A 14,082-nucleotide genomic window follows, 5' to 3' on the forward strand; every position below is an offset into this window, starting at 1 on the left:
CAAGATGGCCTCCGCCGGCGGCGACTGGAAGACCAACCCCGCCACCCAGATCAAGTGGGGCCTGGACTACATGAACTCCCGCTACGGCAGCCCCGCCAAGGCCTGGAGCTTCTGGCAGGCCAACGGCTGGTACTGAGCCCCCAGCACCCCCCGGGGGGCCGGGCACACCACCGCCACCCCCACAGCGGCCCACCCGCCGCACCCCACGCACCGTGCACCCCCGCCCACCCGGCCGGGGGTGCACGCGTATACACGGAGAGACACCGAGGTCGATGCCGCCGGAGCGGAGTCGCGTCGCGCGGCGCCGTGCATGTGCGACGGGCACGGTCCCCATGCCGTTCGTCGTCGACCGCAAGACCATGGTCACCGGCGACCCGGGCGTGCGGGAAGCGGCCTGCCTGCGTGGTGCCGCGGATCGGCCGCTCCCGGCCGGTGCGGCGCGGGTCTCCGGTGCCCGCGGTGCGCTCAGTGCGGCGAAGGCCCGGACGCGGCCGGTCGGGGGCAGGCGCCGGTGAGCGTGCCGCCCAGCGCCCGGGCCGTTCGCACGAACACCTCGTGCAGGTCCCGGGCCGCCTGCGGCTGCGACTCCGCTTTGCGGCGCTGCAGCATCAGCAGTACCCGCGTCGCATCCGCGGCGATCGGCCGGTACGTGATCAGGCCCTCCCGCTCCAGCGGGTCCCCGCACACGCTGAAGTCCGGCAGCACCGTCACCCCCAGGCCCTCGGCGACCATCAGCTTGCCCATCTCGGCACCGTCGGTGGAGTAGGCGAAGGACGCCGCGCGACCGTCCAGCAGCCGGTGCACGTAACGGTGCATCACATAACCGGTGCGCATCGCGATCAACGGCTCGGTGACCAGGTCCTCCACCGTCACCACCGGTCGGGAGGCGAGCGGGCTGTCCGGCCGGACGCACACCACCGGCCGGCCCCGCAGCAGCTCGGTGGCCTCGAATTCGGCGGGTATGTCGTCCCCCTCCAGATGATTGACCAGACCGAGGTCGAAACCGCCCTCCGACAGGGTCCGGTGGATGTCCGACTGCTGCGCGCCGACTACCTCGACCTGCGTGACGGGGTGGGTGGCGCGAAAAGCACGCACGACCGGAATGAGCAGCGGTACCGTCGCCGCGTTGACCGTGCCGACGCGCACCATCCGGCTGATGCGGTGCTGCTCGCCCGCCGCGGCCCTGAGCCTGTCGACCGCCTCCAGCACACCGAGGACGTGGGGCAGCAGTTCCCGGCCCGCGGCGCTCATCGCTGCCCCGGTCCGCTTGCGCTCCAGCAGATCGACTCCGAGTTCCCGTTCCAGATTGCGCACCGTCTCGCTCAGGGCCGGTTGGGACAGGCGCATTTCCTCGGCGGCACGGCGCAGCGAACCGAGCCGGACGACCGCCGCTATGTACTCCAGTTGTTCTGTTCGCACGCTCGCAGCGTGCGGCGTGTTCCCGGACCCGTTCAAGGGTTTCCCTGTCACACCTTCGTGAATTCCAGTGGTCCGCGACGCGAAACCGGTCGGGTTTACCTTGACGGCTCGCCCCGGCTGCTGCCAGCATCGTCGGCATGAAGATGCGACTGGACCTCACGCGGCGACGCCATGTCGACCTCGCCCGCGTCTCCAGCGCCTCCTGTTGCACCGCGGCCTGATTGACCGGCTGCCTTTCTCCCACGCCACGCCCGTCGTCACACGGTCGCGTGCCGCGCATTCACCACACCGCCTGAAATTCAGGGCTCCAGTACGCCCTGTGCAATTCGGCGTCAGGGAAACACCGCACATTCGCAACAGGAGTTCCGCATGTCCGTACAGCCCGTGAAGTTCGCCTATTGGGTTCCCAATGTCAGTGGCGGACTGGTCACCAGCACGATCGAACAGCGCACCGACTGGGGGTACGACTACAATCGCGAACTCGCCGTCCTCGCCGAGAACAACGGTTTCGAGTACGCCCTCAGCCAGGTCCGCTACATGGCGAGCTACGGCGCCGAGTACCAGCACGAATCCACCAGTTTCAGCCTGGCCCTGCTGCTGGCCACCGAGCGCCTGAAGGTCATCGCCGCCGTCCACCCGGGACTGTGGCACCCCGGCGTCCTCGCCAAGCTCGGCGCCACCGCGGACCACCTGTCCAACGGCCGCTTCGCCGTCAACGTGGTCAGCGGCTGGTTCAAGGACGAGTTCACCGCCCTCGGCGAACCCTGGCTGGAGCACGACGAACGGTACCGGCGCGCCGAGGAGTTCATCACCGCGCTGCGCCGCGTCTGGACCGAGGACCACGCCGAACTGGCCGGTGACTTCTACCGGTTGCGTGACTTCTCCCTCAAGCCCAAGCCCCTGCGCACCACCGATCGGCCGCACCCGGAGATCTTCCAGGGCGGCAACTCCACCGCCGCCCGGCGCATGGCCGGCCGGGTGTCCGACTGGTACTTCTCCAACGGCAAGGACTTCGACGGAGTGGTCGAGCAGATCGACGACGTCCGCGCGTCGGCGGCCGAGGCGGGGCGTCCCGCGCCGAAGTTCGGGCTGAACGGCTTCCTCATCGCCCGCGACACCGAGCACGAGGCCCGCGAGACCCTGCGCGAGATCGTCGCCCGCGCCGACACCGAGGCCGTCGAGGGCTTCGGCGCCGCGGTCAAGCAGGCCGGACAGTCGACCGCGGACGGCAAGGGCATGTGGCAGGACTCCTCCTTCGAGGACCTCGTGCAGTACAACGACGGCTTCCGGACGGGCCTGATCGGCACCCCCGAGCAGATCGCCGAGCGCATCGTCGCCTACAAGAAGCTCGGCGTCGACCTCTTCCTGCTCGGCTTCCTCCACTACCACGAGGAGGTCGAGTACTTCGGCAGCCGAGTGCTGCCCCTCGTCCGGGAACTGGAAGCCCGGCTCCCCGGCGCCGAGGACGAGCACGTCCCCGCCCACGCCTGACCCCCCACCCTCCGCACCGCACAGCGAAAGAGGTCACCCCCGCATGAGCACTGTCACGCCCACCGACTGGACCACCCGTCCCGACCCGCGCACGGCCGCGGACTGGATCGCCCGCGCCGCCGAGGTGGCCGCGGTCCTCGCCGCCGACGCCACCGAGCGCGACCGGGCCGGCGCCACGCCGTACGCCGAGGTGCAACTGCTGAAGGACTCCGGCCTGGTCACCCTCCTCGGCCCCCTGGAGCACGGTGGCGCGGGGCAGGACTGGCCCACGGCCTACCGGGTCGTCCGCGAGGTCGCCAAGGCCGACGGCTCCATCGCTCAGCTCCTCGGCTACCACTACCTGTGGAACTGGGCCGCCCGCCTGGTCGGCACCCGCGAACAGTGGGAGCACGTCGAGGCCGAGGCCGCCCGCAACCGCTGGTTCTTCGGCGGCGCGGTGAACCCGCGCGACAAGGACGTGATCGTCACCGAGGACGGCGACGAGCTGGTCTTCACCGGCCGCAAGTCCTTCTCCACCGGCAGCAGGGTCTCCGACGTCACCGTCCTGGAAGGCGTCCTGGAGGGCACCGACCGCCACGTCTTCGCCATCGTGCCCTCCGACAGCGCGGGCCTGGTCTTCCACGGCGACTGGGACAACATCGGCCAGCGGCTGACCGAGAGCGGCAGCGTCACGCTCGACGGCGTCCGCACACCGTGGTCCTCGGCGGCCGGCTACGTGGACAAGCAGTTCCAGCCACGCGTGTACAACACCCTCAACGTGCCGACCATCCAGCTCGTCTTCGTCAACCTCTACCTCGGCATCGCGGGCGGCGCGCTGGAGACGGCCGCCACGTACACCCGTACCAAGTCCCGTGCGTGGCTGCACGGCGGCCACGAACGCGCGGTCGACGAGCCGTACGTCATCGACACCTACGGCGACCTCACCGGCAAGCTCTGGGCGGTCGAGGCGCTCGCCGACGCCGTCGCCGCCGAAGGGCAGACGTTGCACGACGACCCGGACGCCGTCACCGAGAAGACGCGTGGTGAGTTCGAGGTGCGGGTGGCGGCGGTCAAGGCACGGGCCACCGACGTCGCCCTGGAGGTCACCAGCCGCATCTTCGAGGTCACCGGGGCCCGCTCCACGGCGAGTTCCGAGGGACTGGACCGCTTCTGGCGCAACGTCCGCACGCACACCCTGCACGACCCGGTCGCCTACAAGCGGCGCGAGGTCGGCCGCTGGCTCCTGGAGGGCGAACTGCCCGAACCCACCTGGTACTCCTGACCGCTCCACCGACGGGGCGCCCCCCGAGCGGGGCGCCCCCTCCGCCCGAAAGAGAACCCATGGCCACCGTTCTGTCCGTCTCCGGCAGTCCCTCCGCCTCCTCCCGCACCAACCGTCTGCTGCGCCACCTGGACCAGCGGCTCCTCGCCCACGGCCACCACGTGGTCCCGCTCGACGTCCGTACGATCCCCGCCGAGGCCCTGCTCGGCGCCGACTTCCGGCACCCGGCCATCGCCGAGGTGATAGGGCTGTTCGCCCGGGCCGACGGCGTCGTCGTCGCCTCACCGGTCTACAAGGCCGCGTACTCCGGAGTGCTCAAGGCGCTCCTCGACCTGCTGCCGCAGCACGCCCTGAACGGCAAGACCGTGCTGCCGCTGGCCACCGGCGGCAGCACGGCCCACGTCCTGGCCATCGACTACGCGCTGCGCCCGGTCCTGAACTCCATGGGAGCCCGGCACATCGTCCAGGGATGGTTCACCCTGGACCAGGACCTGACGGTGCACGACGACGGCTCCCTCACCGTCGCCCCGGCCGCCGACGAGGCACTGACCCGCGTGATCGACCACTTCTCGGCCGCACTCGACCGGGCCCCGCTCCTGGCCGCGGCGGGCTGACCACCATGACCGCCCATGTGATCGCCGACGACGCCGAGGCCCTCGCGGTCGCCGCGGAGCTGGCCGAGGAGTTCCGCGCGCACGCCTCCCTGCGCGATGCCGAACGCCGCTTGCCCCGGCAGGAGCTGGACCGGCTGTCCGCCTCCGGGCTGCTGGCCGTCACCGTGCCCGCCGGCCACGGAGGAGCGGACGTCCGCACCGAGACGCTCGCGGAGATCTTCCGCCTGCTCGGGACGGCCGACGGCAGCATCGCCCAGATCCCGCAGAGCCACTTCGTGTACGTCAACGTCATCCGCCGCCACGGCACGCCCGAGCAGCGGAAGTTCTTCTTCGCCGAACTGCTCGCCGGGCGCCGCCTCGGCAACGCCCAGTCGGAGGCCGGCACCAGGCACGTCCAGGACATCCGCACCCGGCTGCGGCGCCGTCCCGACGGCTCGTACCTGCTCAACGGCGTCAAGCACTACTGCACGGGCGCCCTGTTCGCCCACTGGATCCCCGTACTGGCCCGCGCCGAGGACGACAACCTGCACGCGGCGTACGTCCCGCGGGACGCTCCCGGCCTCAGCGTCGTCGACGACTGGGACGGGATGGGCCAGCGGACCACCGCCAGCGGCACGGTCCACCTCACGGACGTCGCCGTGCCCGCCGACCGGGTCCTGCCCCACCATCTGACCTTTCAGGGTCCGCAACTGCACGGCGCCTTCGCCCAGTTGCTGCACGCGGCCATCGACGCGGGCATCGCCGCGGGGGCCCTTGCCGAGGCGGCCGCGTTCGTACGGACGAAGAGCAGGCCCTGGTTCGAGAGCGGGTTCGAGACCGCGGCCGAGGACCCGCTGCTCATCCAGCGGTTCGGCGAACTCGCCCTCCGGGTCAGAGCCGCCGAGGCACTGCTGCGGGAGGCCGCCCGCACCGTCGACTCGGCCCGCGACGACCTCACCGACGACTCCGCGGCCGCGGCGTCCATCGCCGTCGCCGCCGCCAAGGTGGTGGCGGCACAGGCCGCGGTCGAGGTCTCCAGCGCCCTGTTCGAAGTGGCGGGCACCCGCGCGGCCCTCCACCCGCTGAACCTGCACCGGCACTGGCGCGACGCCCGCACCCACACCCTGCACGACCCGACGCGCTGGAAGGTCCAGCACATCGGACGGTACGTGATCGACGGCACCAGACCACCGCGCCACGGCCTGCTCTAGGGTCCCGGCGGCCCCTGCCACGCCCGTGCCGCCACGGCCGAGCGCGGCTCCGGCGTCCCCCGTCTACGCCCCGACCCGCAGGTCCCGCGGGGCCACCCGCCCCCGTCCCCCACCCGCCTCCCCTCATGGCACAGGGCCGGCACGCCCGCCACGGCACGCCCGCCGGCCGCTTTCGGCATCCCTCACGGAGTCCCCATGTCTGCCCTCACCTTCCACTGGTTCCTGCCCACGACCGGTGACAGCCGGCACGTCGTCGGCGGCGGTCACGGGTCCACGCCCGGCATCGCCGCCGGGGACCGCCCGGCCTCCATCGAATACCTCGGCCAGATCGCCCGCACCGCCGAGCAGCTCGGCTTCGTCGGAGCGCTCACCCCGACGGGCGCGTGGTGCGAGGACGCGTGGGTGACCACGGCCATGCTGACGCAGGTGACCGAGCGGTTGAAGTTCCTGGTGGCCTTCCGTCCCGGGCAGATCGGCCCGACGCTGTCGGCGCAGATGGCCGCGACCTACCAGCGGCTGTCGCGCGGGCGGCTGCTGCTGAACGTGGTCACCGGCGGCGAATCCGCCGAACAGCGCGCGTACGGCGACTTCCTCGACAAGGACCAGCGGTACGCCCGTACCGGGGAGTTCCTCGACATCGTGCGGCGGCTGTGGGCGGGCGAGACCGTCGACCACCACGGCGAGCACCTGCGGGTCGAGGGCGCCGGCTTGAGCCGGCTGCCCGAGCCCGCGCCGCGGATCTACTTCGGCGGCTCCTCTCCCGCCGCCGGCGAGGTGGCGGCACGGTACACGGATGTGTACCTGACCTGGGGCGAGCCGCCGCGGCAGGTGAAGCAGAAGATCGACTGGATACGCTCGCTGGCCGCCGCGCAGGGCCGACAGGTGCGCTTCGGCATTCGTCTGCACACCATCAGCCGGGACACGTCGGCGCAGGCGTGGGCCGAGGCGAAGCGCCTGCTCGACGCCATGGACCCCGCACACATCAGGGCGGTGCAGCAGGGCCTGGCCGCCAGCGAGTCCGAGGGGCAGCGGCGGATGCGCGAGCTGCACAACAACGGCGACACCGGCAATCTGGAGATCCACCCGAACCTGTGGGCGGGCATCGGCCTCGTCCGCGGCGGCGCGGGCACGGCACTGGTCGGCAGCCACACGGAGGTCGCCGACCTGATCGAGGAGTACCACCGCCTGGGCATCGAGGAGTTCGTCCTGTCCGGCGTGCCCCACCTGGAGGAGGCGTACTGGTTCGGGGAAGGCGTTCTGCCGGTACTGGAGAAGCGCGGTCTGTGGCGGCATCCGGCAGGCCCGCGCGCCGTCGAGGCGGGCATCGTCCCGTTCGCCGCCCGATGAGCACGCCGTCCCCGTCCCCGGGGGCCCGGACCCGGGCGAAGGAGCCGGGCCCCGCCGGTCCGGGCGGACTGAGGACGGTCGTGCTCGCCAGCCTGCTGGGCACCACCGTGGAGTGGTACGACTTCTTCCTGTACAGCACCGCCGCGGGACTGGTCTTCGGCAGACTGTTCTTCCCCACGGCCGACGGCACCGTGGGCACGATGCTGTCGTTCGCCACGTTCGCCGTGGGCTTCGTCGCCCGTCCCGTCGGCGGCCTGCTCTTCGGCCACATCGGCGACCGGATCGGCCGCAAGCACACCCTGGCCTTCACGATGGGGCTGATGGGCGTCTCCACCGCCCTCATCGGCCTGCTGCCCACCTATGAACAGGTCGGCGTGCTCGCTCCCGCGCTGCTCCTGGTCCTGCGTGTCGCGCAGGGCGTGGCGCTCGGCGGGGAGTGGGCCGGGGCGGTCCTGCTGGCCGTGGAGTACGGGCCCACGGGCCGCAAGGGCCGCTTCGGCAGCTACCCGCAGACCGGGCTGGCACTCGGCCTGGCGCTGGGCACCGGTGTGTTCGCGCTGCTGAGCGACGTGCTCGGCGAAGCGGCGTTCGTCGACTACGGCTGGCGGATCGCCTTCCTCGTCAGCCTCGTCCTCGTCGCCGTCGGGCTGACCGTACGGCTGAGGATCGAGGAGACACCGGCCTTCCGTGCCGCACGGGGCCTGCGGGAACCGCCCCGCTCGGCCCCGCTGGTGGAGCTGCTGCGCGAGCCCGGCGCGCGCCGGCACCTCCTGCTCGGGATGCTGGCGCGGTGGGGAGAGGGAGCCGCCTTCAACACCTGGGGCGTCTTCGCCCTCACCTACGCGACCGGGACACTGAACCTGGACCGGACACCGGTGCTGCTCGCGGCCACGGCCGCGGCGCTGGTGATGGCCGCCCTGATCCCGGTGACCGGGACCGCGGTCGACCGCCGTGGAGCGCGCCGGGTCTACCGCGCGGGCATGGCCGCCTTCACCCTCTCGGTCTTCCCGGCGTTCTGGCTGTTCGGCGCCGGAGGGACCGGGGCTTTCGCCGTGACGCTCATCGTGACTCTGGGAATCGTGCACGCCTGGTTCTACGGCGCCCAAGGCACCCTGTTCGCCGCCCTGTTCGCCACTCCTGTCCGGTACACGGGCATGTCCTTCGTCTACCAGGTGTCCGGCGTCTTCGCGTCCGGCGTCACCCCGCTGATCATGACCGCCCTGCTGGCCTTCGGCTCCGGGAGCCCCTGGTGGGCCTGCGGCTACCTGGCGCTGACGGGACTGGTGAGCGTGTGGGCGGCCGGCCGGCTGAGGGACGAGGACCTGCACGTGACCACCGGACGGGCGCCTGGGGCGTCCCGCGCACCCACGGCCACCGCCGTCCGCGGGTGAGGACCGACCCTCGTCCGGGCCGGCACACCCCCGGTCGCGAAGCCCCGCGACGAGGACCGCCGGCGCGTCGTCACCGCGCGCCTCGCCGAACGGCTCCGTCATCGGCCTTCCGGTCAGCGGAAGGCGCCCTGTTCACAGGCCCGCGTCCGCAGCACCCTGGAGACCCAGGCACAGTCCCCACTCCGCAGCCGACGATGCGTCGGGGTCCGCCCGCACGCGAGGGAGATGACGATGACGACGACGTCATTCGCGCGCAACCAGTGGTACGTGGCCGCCTACGGCAGCGAGATCGGGCGGGAGCTGTTCACCCGAACCGTCTGCGGCGAGCCGATCCTCTTCTGGCGCACCGAGGCGGGCGGGGTCACCGCCATGGCCGACCGCTGCGTACACCGCCGTTTCCCGCTCTCCGGGAAACCGAGCCGGCTGGACGGCGACACGGTCGTCTGCGGCTACCACGGCTTCACCTACGGAGCCGACGGCGTGTGCGTGCGGGTGCCCGGCCAGCAGCGGGTGCCGCGCACCGCCCGGCTCGCCTCCTACCCCGTCAAGGAGCAGGACTCCTTCGTGTGGGTGTGGATCGGCGACCAGGACAAGGCCGACGAGACCCGTATCCCCCGCGCCCCCTGGCTGGACTCGCCCGGCCACACCACCGTCAGGGGCATGGAACCGCTGGCGGCCCGTCACGGCCTCCTCGTCGACAACCTGCTCGACCTGTCCCACGAGACGTACCTGCACGGCGGCTACATCGGCACCCCCGAGGTCGCCGAGACCCCCATCACCACCGAGGTCGACGAGAAGGCGGGCGTCGTGTACGTCAGCCGCCACATGGACGACGCGGACTGCCCGCCGTTCTACGCCAGGTCCACCGGCATCACCGGCCGCATCACGCGCTGGCAGGACATCGAGTACCACGCTCCCTGCCTGTACCTGCTGCACTCGCGCATCGCCCCCGTCGGCGCACCCGGCCCGGCCGCGGACGGCAGTGACCCGGGCGCCTTCCACGTCGAGGTCGTCTACGCCATCACTCCCGAGACCGAGTCCAGCACCCACGACTTCTGGGCCGTGGCCCGCGACTTCGCCCTGGACGACCAAGGGGTCTCCGACTTCCTGTACGAGAACAACCGCACCGTCGTGCTCCAGGACGTCGTCGCCCTGAACAGGCTGGAGCAGGTCGTCGCCGCCGAACCGGCCGGGACGCAGGAGCTGAGCATCAACATCGACACCGGTGGTCTGGCCGCCCGCCGCATCCTCAAGCGGCTGGCCGAGGCCGGCACGGCCGGGTCCGCGGCGTCCGTCCGATGAGCCCGCGGCCCACGACGACGCCCGCCGGGGACACGGTCTACCGGATCGTGTGGATCCCCGGCGGGGACCGGCTGAGCGGCCGGTGCTGGTGCGGACGCTCCCGGGAGTCCGAGGACCCGGTGGAACTGTGGGAGTGGCTGCTCGCCCACCCCGACGGGCACCCGGGAGGCGGATCCGCCCCGGCCTCCGCGCCCGTCCCGGCCACCCCATAGGCGTCTGACCCGCGTATCCACGTCCTCGCGCGTACCCACGGCTCGCGCCTACCCGTCTGCTCCCGCGCACCCGCATACTCAAGGACCCCTGATGCCCACAAGCACCCACACACCCGAGGCCGGGCTCGACCTCGTCGTGGCCCGCCGCGCGGACGAGGCCGACGGTGTGGTCTCGCTCGACCTGCGGCGGGCCGACGGCGCTCCGCTGCCCGCCTGGACGCCCGGCGCGCACATCGACCTGGTGCTCGCCCCGGACCTCGTGCGGCAGTACTCGCTGTGCTCCTCGCCGCAGGACGCCCCCGTGTGGCGCGTCGCCGTCCTGCGGGAGGAGGAAGGCCGCGGCGGTTCCCTGCACGTGCACGACAAGCTGTCCGAGGGAGATCCGGTCCGGGTGCGCGGCCCGCGCAACCACTTCTCCCTCGAGGACGCCGAGCAGTACCTCTTCATCGCCGGCGGCATCGGCATCACCCCGATCGTTCCGATGCTGGAGCGGGCCGAACAGCGGGGATGCGCGTGGGAGCTGGCCTACGGGGGGCGGACGCTCGCGTCGATGGCCTTCCGCGACGCACTCGTCACGCGCTACGGGGAGCGGGTGCGCATCCTGCCCGAGGACGTGTACGGGCTGCTCGACCTGGACGCGCTCCTGGGGACACCGCGCCCCGGTGCGCTCGTCTACTGCTGTGGACCCGAACCGCTGATCAAGGCCGTCGAGGAGCGGTGCGCCGACTGGCCGGCCGGCACCCTCCACGTCGAGCGGTTCACGCCGAAGGAGCCTCAGGCGCGCGCCGGGGACGGGGCGTTCGAGGCCGAGCTGGCGCGGACCGGCATCACGGTGACCGTCCCGCCGGGGAAGTCCGTGCTGGAGGCGGTCGAGGAGGCCGGGGTGCAGGTCCTCTCCTCCTGCCGGGAGGGGACGTGCGGCACCTGCGAGACGCCCGTGCTCGAAGGCACGGTCGATCACCGTGACTCCCTCCTCACCCCCGCCGAGCGGGAGGCGCACGACACGATGATGGTGTGCGTCTCCCGCGCGGCGTGCCCGAGGCTCGTCCTGGACCTCTGACGGCCGGCGTCGCCCGGGCCTCGTCGGGCCGGCTCGCGACGAGCGCCCCGAATGTTCGCCAGAGCATTGACGGCGGTAAGGGCTCTGCCTAGCTTTGCGGTGACGTGTCCGAGACCGCTGTGGAGCAGCGCGCACCCGAACAAGGAGGTCCGCATGCAGGGCCGAGCCCCCACCGGCGGCTGTTCGGTGACCGCCAGGGCTCTGCGGGTGCTGGAGGCCTTCGCTCCGGACCGGCCCGCCCTGCGGCTCGCCGAGATCTCCCGCCACACCGGCCTGCCCCTCACCACCACCCACCGGCTGGTGAGGGAACTGGTCGGCTGGGGCGCACTCGAACGCGAGGCGGACGGCGGCTACCGCATCGGACTGCGGTTGTGGGAAATCGCCTCGCTCGCCCCGCGGGGCCTCGGCCTGCGCGAGGCCGCCCTGCCGTACCTCTCCGACCTCGGGCACATCACCCGCGAGAACGTGCAGCTCGCCGTCCGCGAGGAGTTGTCCGTCGTCTATGTGGAGCGCCTGGCCGGCCGTGACGCGGTTCGGGTCCTCACCCGCGTCGGCGGGCGCTTCGACCTCGCACCCACCGGCGTCGGTCTCGTCCTGCTCGCCCACGCGCCCCGCGAGGTGCAGGAACGGGTGCTGTCCCGGCCGTTCGTCCGGCACACGGAGAAGACCCTCTGCACTCCCGACGAGGTCCGGCGCGCTCTCGCCGAGGTGCGCCGCACCGGTGTCGCCATCAGCGACCGGCAGGTGACGATGGACGCCATGTCGGTCGCCGCCCCCGTGTACGGACCGGACGACACCGCCGTCGCGGCCGTCTCGGTCGTCGCCCACGCCGGCGCCGTGAACCCGCACGCCCTCGTCCCGCTGGTCCAGGTCGCGGCGCGCGGGATCTCACGGTCCCTCGGGGCACGACTCAAGTCCTCGGTCGCCTGACGGACACCGTCGGGTGGCCCGCGGGGCGGGCGCGGGACAGGGGGCAGGCGTGCACGGCCCGTGATCGGCTCGGCCGGCCGGGTTCCGCGCCGTCCTCGCCGACCTGCTCCCCGCGCCCCGCGCCCCGCGCCCCGGGTTCCCGGACCGGGGGCACCACTCACCGGCGCACGCCCCGGCACGGAGCGGTGGACGGGGGCGCGTGACGGGTGGCCGTGCCGGGACGGCGCGAGCGGTCCGCGGCGGCCGGGCGGCGAGGCCACGGGCTCACCCGGACGCGCCCCGTCCGAACGGGGGACCACCGGCGGCACGCCGCTTCCGACACCGGCCGGGTGGGTGAAACCGTCCGGAAGTGACCTCACCGCAAACGGAAGCGAGCCCCATGCAGACCTCGGTCGTCGTGTTCACCTGCGATCTCCGCCTGTGGGACCACCCGCCGCTGCGCGCGGCCCTGCGCGGCGGAGGCCGGGTGGTACCGCTGTTCGTGCGCGACCCCGCCGTGGACAGAGCGGGTTTCGCCGTACCGAACCGGCTCGCGTTCCTCGCCGACTGCCTGCGCGACCTGGACGCCGGACTGCGGGAACGGGGCGGCCGGCTGGTGCTCCGCGAGGGCGACACGGTGACGGAGGTGTGCCGGGTGGCCGGGGAGGCGGACGCCGGCGAGGTGCACATGGCGGCCGACGTGAGCGCCTTCGCCCACGCGCGCGAACGGCGGCTGCGCCGGGCCCTGGAGGCCGACGGGCGGCGCCTGTACGTGCACGACGCGGTGGGCACCGCCGTCGCGCCGGGCGCGGTGACACCGGCCGCCTCCGACCACTTCGCGGTGTTCACGCCGTACTACCGGCGCTGGTGCGGGCAGGGCCTGCGGGACGTGCTGGACGCACCGCGCGCGGTCCGCGTGCCGGAACAGGTGGGTTCCGCCCCGCTGCCGGGGCGCGGCGACGTGAGCGGCGCGTCGCCGGGGCTGTGCGCGGGAGGCGAGGCGGAGGGGCGGCGCAGGCTCGCCGCGTGGCTGCGCTCCGGCGTGGACGCGTACGCCGACCGGCACGACGACCTTGCGGGCGACGCCACCTCCCGGCTCTCCCCCCACCTGCACTTCGGCACGCTGTCCCCGGTCGAGGTGGTACACCGGGCCCACGGGGCCGGCGGCGCGGGCGCGGAGGCGTTCGTACGGCAGATCGCCTGGCGGGACTTCCACCGTCAGCTGCTCGCCGCACGTCCCGGGGCCGCCACGCGCGACTACCGCACCCGGCGCGACCGGTGGCGCGGCGGCCGGGACGCGGAGGCGGACGCCGAGGCGTGGCGCCAGGGCCGCACCGGCTACCCCTTGGTGGACGCGGCGATGCGGCAGCTGCGCCACGAGGGCTGGATGCACAACCGGGGCCGGCTGCTCGCGGCGAGTTTCCTGGCCAAGACGCTGTACGTCGACTGGCGGGTGGGTGCCCGGCACTTCCTGGACCTGCTGGTCGACGGCGACGTGGCGAACAACCAGCTGAACTGGCAGTGGGTGGCCGGCACGGGCACCGACACCCGGCCCAACCGGGTGCTCAACCCCGTCGCCCAGGGCAAGCGGTTCGATCCGGACGGGGCCTACGTGCGGCGCTGGGTGGAGGAACTGGCGGACGTGGAGGGCGGTGCCGTGCACGAGCCGTGGAAGCTTCCGGCCCGGGAGCGCTCCCGGACCGGTTACCCCGAGCCGGTGGTGTCGCTGGCGGAGGGCCTCGAACGCTTCAAACGGGCCAGGGAGCAGGCATGAGGCCGGTAAGGGCCCCGCTCTCCCGGCACCTGGCGCGCGGAGCCCCGGGGGGGGCCCCCCCCCCCCGGACACGGGCGGGGGGGGGGGGTGGGGTGGGGTTGGTTGTTTCTCC

Annotated in this window: 14 protein-coding genes; 13 read left to right on the forward strand and 1 reads right to left on the reverse strand. The window is 72.9% G+C overall.

Translation table 11 applies throughout. The annotated features are described in order from the left end of the window. Nucleotides 1-136: aggregation-promoting factor C-terminal-like domain-containing protein (locus tag ACZ63H_RS31320; RefSeq protein WP_469870944.1), on the forward strand; the 136-nt coding region annotated here is incomplete at its 5' end. Between the two features lie 329 nt (nt 137-465). On the opposite strand, the gene ACZ63H_RS31325 is transcribed toward ACZ63H_RS31320, so the two are convergent. After that, nucleotides 466-1,419 carry a LysR family transcriptional regulator gene (locus ACZ63H_RS31325; protein WP_469870874.1) on the reverse strand — a complete coding sequence of 318 codons (954 nt, stop codon included), beginning with the start codon at nt 1,417-1,419 and terminating at the stop codon, nt 466-468. 143 nt (nt 1,420-1,562) lie between these two features. Here ACZ63H_RS31325 and ACZ63H_RS31330 point away from each other — a divergent pair, with 143 nt between their 5' ends. The 12 genes from ACZ63H_RS31330 to ACZ63H_RS31385 all read left to right on the forward strand — a co-directional run bounded on the left by ACZ63H_RS31330 (nt 1,563) and on the right by ACZ63H_RS31385 (nt 13,970). Beyond that, nucleotides 1,563-1,640 (forward strand): putative leader peptide, encoded by a 78-nt coding sequence (locus ACZ63H_RS31330; RefSeq protein WP_351520955.1) that lies wholly within the window; start codon nt 1,563-1,565, stop codon nt 1,638-1,640. A 148-nt stretch (nt 1,641-1,788) separates the two neighbouring features. Beyond that, nucleotides 1,789-2,910 carry a dimethylsulfone monooxygenase SfnG gene (sfnG, locus tag ACZ63H_RS31335; protein ID WP_469870876.1) on the forward strand — a complete coding sequence of 374 codons (1,122 nt, stop codon included), beginning with the start codon at nt 1,789-1,791 and terminating at the stop codon, nt 2,908-2,910. Nucleotides 2,911-2,953: 43 nt separating this feature from the next. Continuing rightward, a complete protein-coding gene (locus ACZ63H_RS31340; RefSeq protein ID WP_469870878.1) occupies nt 2,954-4,171 on the forward strand; it encodes an acyl-CoA dehydrogenase family protein in 1,218 nt (405 codons plus the stop codon). A 59-nt stretch (nt 4,172-4,230) separates the two neighbouring features. Then, nucleotides 4,231-4,785: an NADPH-dependent FMN reductase gene (gene ssuE, locus ACZ63H_RS31345; RefSeq protein ID WP_469870880.1), complete on the forward strand. Its 555-nt coding sequence runs from the start codon at nt 4,231-4,233 to the stop codon at nt 4,783-4,785. Between the two features lie 5 nt (nt 4,786-4,790). Beyond that, the gene (locus ACZ63H_RS31350; RefSeq protein WP_469870882.1) at nt 4,791-5,975 is read left to right on the forward strand and encodes an SfnB family sulfur acquisition oxidoreductase; all 1,185 of its coding nucleotides are present in this window, start codon (nt 4,791-4,793) and stop codon (nt 5,973-5,975) included. 195 nt (nt 5,976-6,170) lie between these two features. Beyond that, entirely contained in the window at nt 6,171-7,322 is a 1,152-nt protein-coding gene (locus ACZ63H_RS31355; RefSeq protein WP_469870884.1) for an LLM class flavin-dependent oxidoreductase, read from the forward strand. After that, nucleotides 7,319-8,713: an MFS transporter gene (locus ACZ63H_RS31360; RefSeq protein ID WP_469870886.1), complete on the forward strand. Its 1,395-nt coding sequence runs from the start codon at nt 7,319-7,321 to the stop codon at nt 8,711-8,713. The genes ACZ63H_RS31355 and ACZ63H_RS31360 overlap by 4 nt, the downstream gene beginning before the upstream one ends. Before the next feature lie 231 nt (nt 8,714-8,944). Beyond that, entirely contained in the window at nt 8,945-10,015 is a 1,071-nt protein-coding gene (locus tag ACZ63H_RS31365; RefSeq protein ID WP_469870888.1) for a Rieske 2Fe-2S domain-containing protein, read from the forward strand. Next, on the forward strand, nt 10,012-10,227 hold the full coding sequence (locus ACZ63H_RS31370) for a hypothetical protein (protein WP_469870890.1): 216 nt from the start codon (nt 10,012-10,014) through the stop codon (nt 10,225-10,227). Before ACZ63H_RS31365 ends, ACZ63H_RS31370 begins: the two co-directional genes overlap by 4 nt. A gap of 91 nt (nt 10,228-10,318) precedes the next feature. Further along, on the forward strand, nt 10,319-11,287 hold the full coding sequence (locus tag ACZ63H_RS31375) for a PDR/VanB family oxidoreductase (RefSeq protein ID WP_469870892.1): 969 nt from the start codon (nt 10,319-10,321) through the stop codon (nt 11,285-11,287). A 153-nt stretch (nt 11,288-11,440) separates the two neighbouring features. Next, nucleotides 11,441-12,217, forward strand: a complete 777-nt coding sequence (locus ACZ63H_RS31380; RefSeq protein WP_469870894.1) for an IclR family transcriptional regulator — start codon at nt 11,441-11,443, stop codon at nt 12,215-12,217. Nucleotides 12,218-12,596: 379 nt separating this feature from the next. Further along, nucleotides 12,597-13,970: a cryptochrome/photolyase family protein gene (locus ACZ63H_RS31385; protein WP_469870946.1), complete on the forward strand. Its 1,374-nt coding sequence runs from the start codon at nt 12,597-12,599 to the stop codon at nt 13,968-13,970. Nucleotides 13,971-14,082: the final 112 nt, after the last annotated feature.

It is taken from the genome of Streptomyces sp. NPDC104831 (assembly GCF_055583025.1).

Bases quoted from the DNA above. Each gene is read 5' to 3' on its own strand.
- ACZ63H_RS31375 (WP_469870892.1), top strand. From the start codon at position 10,319: ATGCCCACAAGCACCCACACACCCGAGGCCGGGCTCGACCTCGTCGTG.
- ACZ63H_RS31360 (WP_469870886.1), top strand. From the start codon at position 7,319: ATGAGCACGCCGTCCCCGTCCCCGGGGGCCCGGACCCGGGCGAAGGAG.
- ACZ63H_RS31380 (WP_469870894.1), top strand. From the start codon at position 11,441: ATGCAGGGCCGAGCCCCCACCGGCGGCTGTTCGGTGACCGCCAGGGCT.
- ACZ63H_RS31350 (WP_469870882.1), top strand. From the start codon at position 4,791: ATGACCGCCCATGTGATCGCCGACGACGCCGAGGCCCTCGCGGTCGCC.
- ACZ63H_RS31340 (WP_469870878.1), top strand. From the start codon at position 2,954: ATGAGCACTGTCACGCCCACCGACTGGACCACCCGTCCCGACCCGCGC.
- sfnG (WP_469870876.1), top strand. From the start codon at position 1,789: ATGTCCGTACAGCCCGTGAAGTTCGCCTATTGGGTTCCCAATGTCAGT.
- ACZ63H_RS31365 (WP_469870888.1), top strand. From the start codon at position 8,945: ATGACGACGACGTCATTCGCGCGCAACCAGTGGTACGTGGCCGCCTAC.
- ACZ63H_RS31385 (WP_469870946.1), top strand. From the start codon at position 12,597: ATGCAGACCTCGGTCGTCGTGTTCACCTGCGATCTCCGCCTGTGGGAC.
- ACZ63H_RS31355 (WP_469870884.1), top strand. From the start codon at position 6,171: ATGTCTGCCCTCACCTTCCACTGGTTCCTGCCCACGACCGGTGACAGC.
- ssuE (WP_469870880.1), top strand. From the start codon at position 4,231: ATGGCCACCGTTCTGTCCGTCTCCGGCAGTCCCTCCGCCTCCTCCCGC.
- ACZ63H_RS31370 (WP_469870890.1), top strand. From the start codon at position 10,012: ATGAGCCCGCGGCCCACGACGACGCCCGCCGGGGACACGGTCTACCGG.
- ACZ63H_RS31330 (WP_351520955.1), top strand. From the start codon at position 1,563: ATGCGACTGGACCTCACGCGGCGACGCCATGTCGACCTCGCCCGCGTC.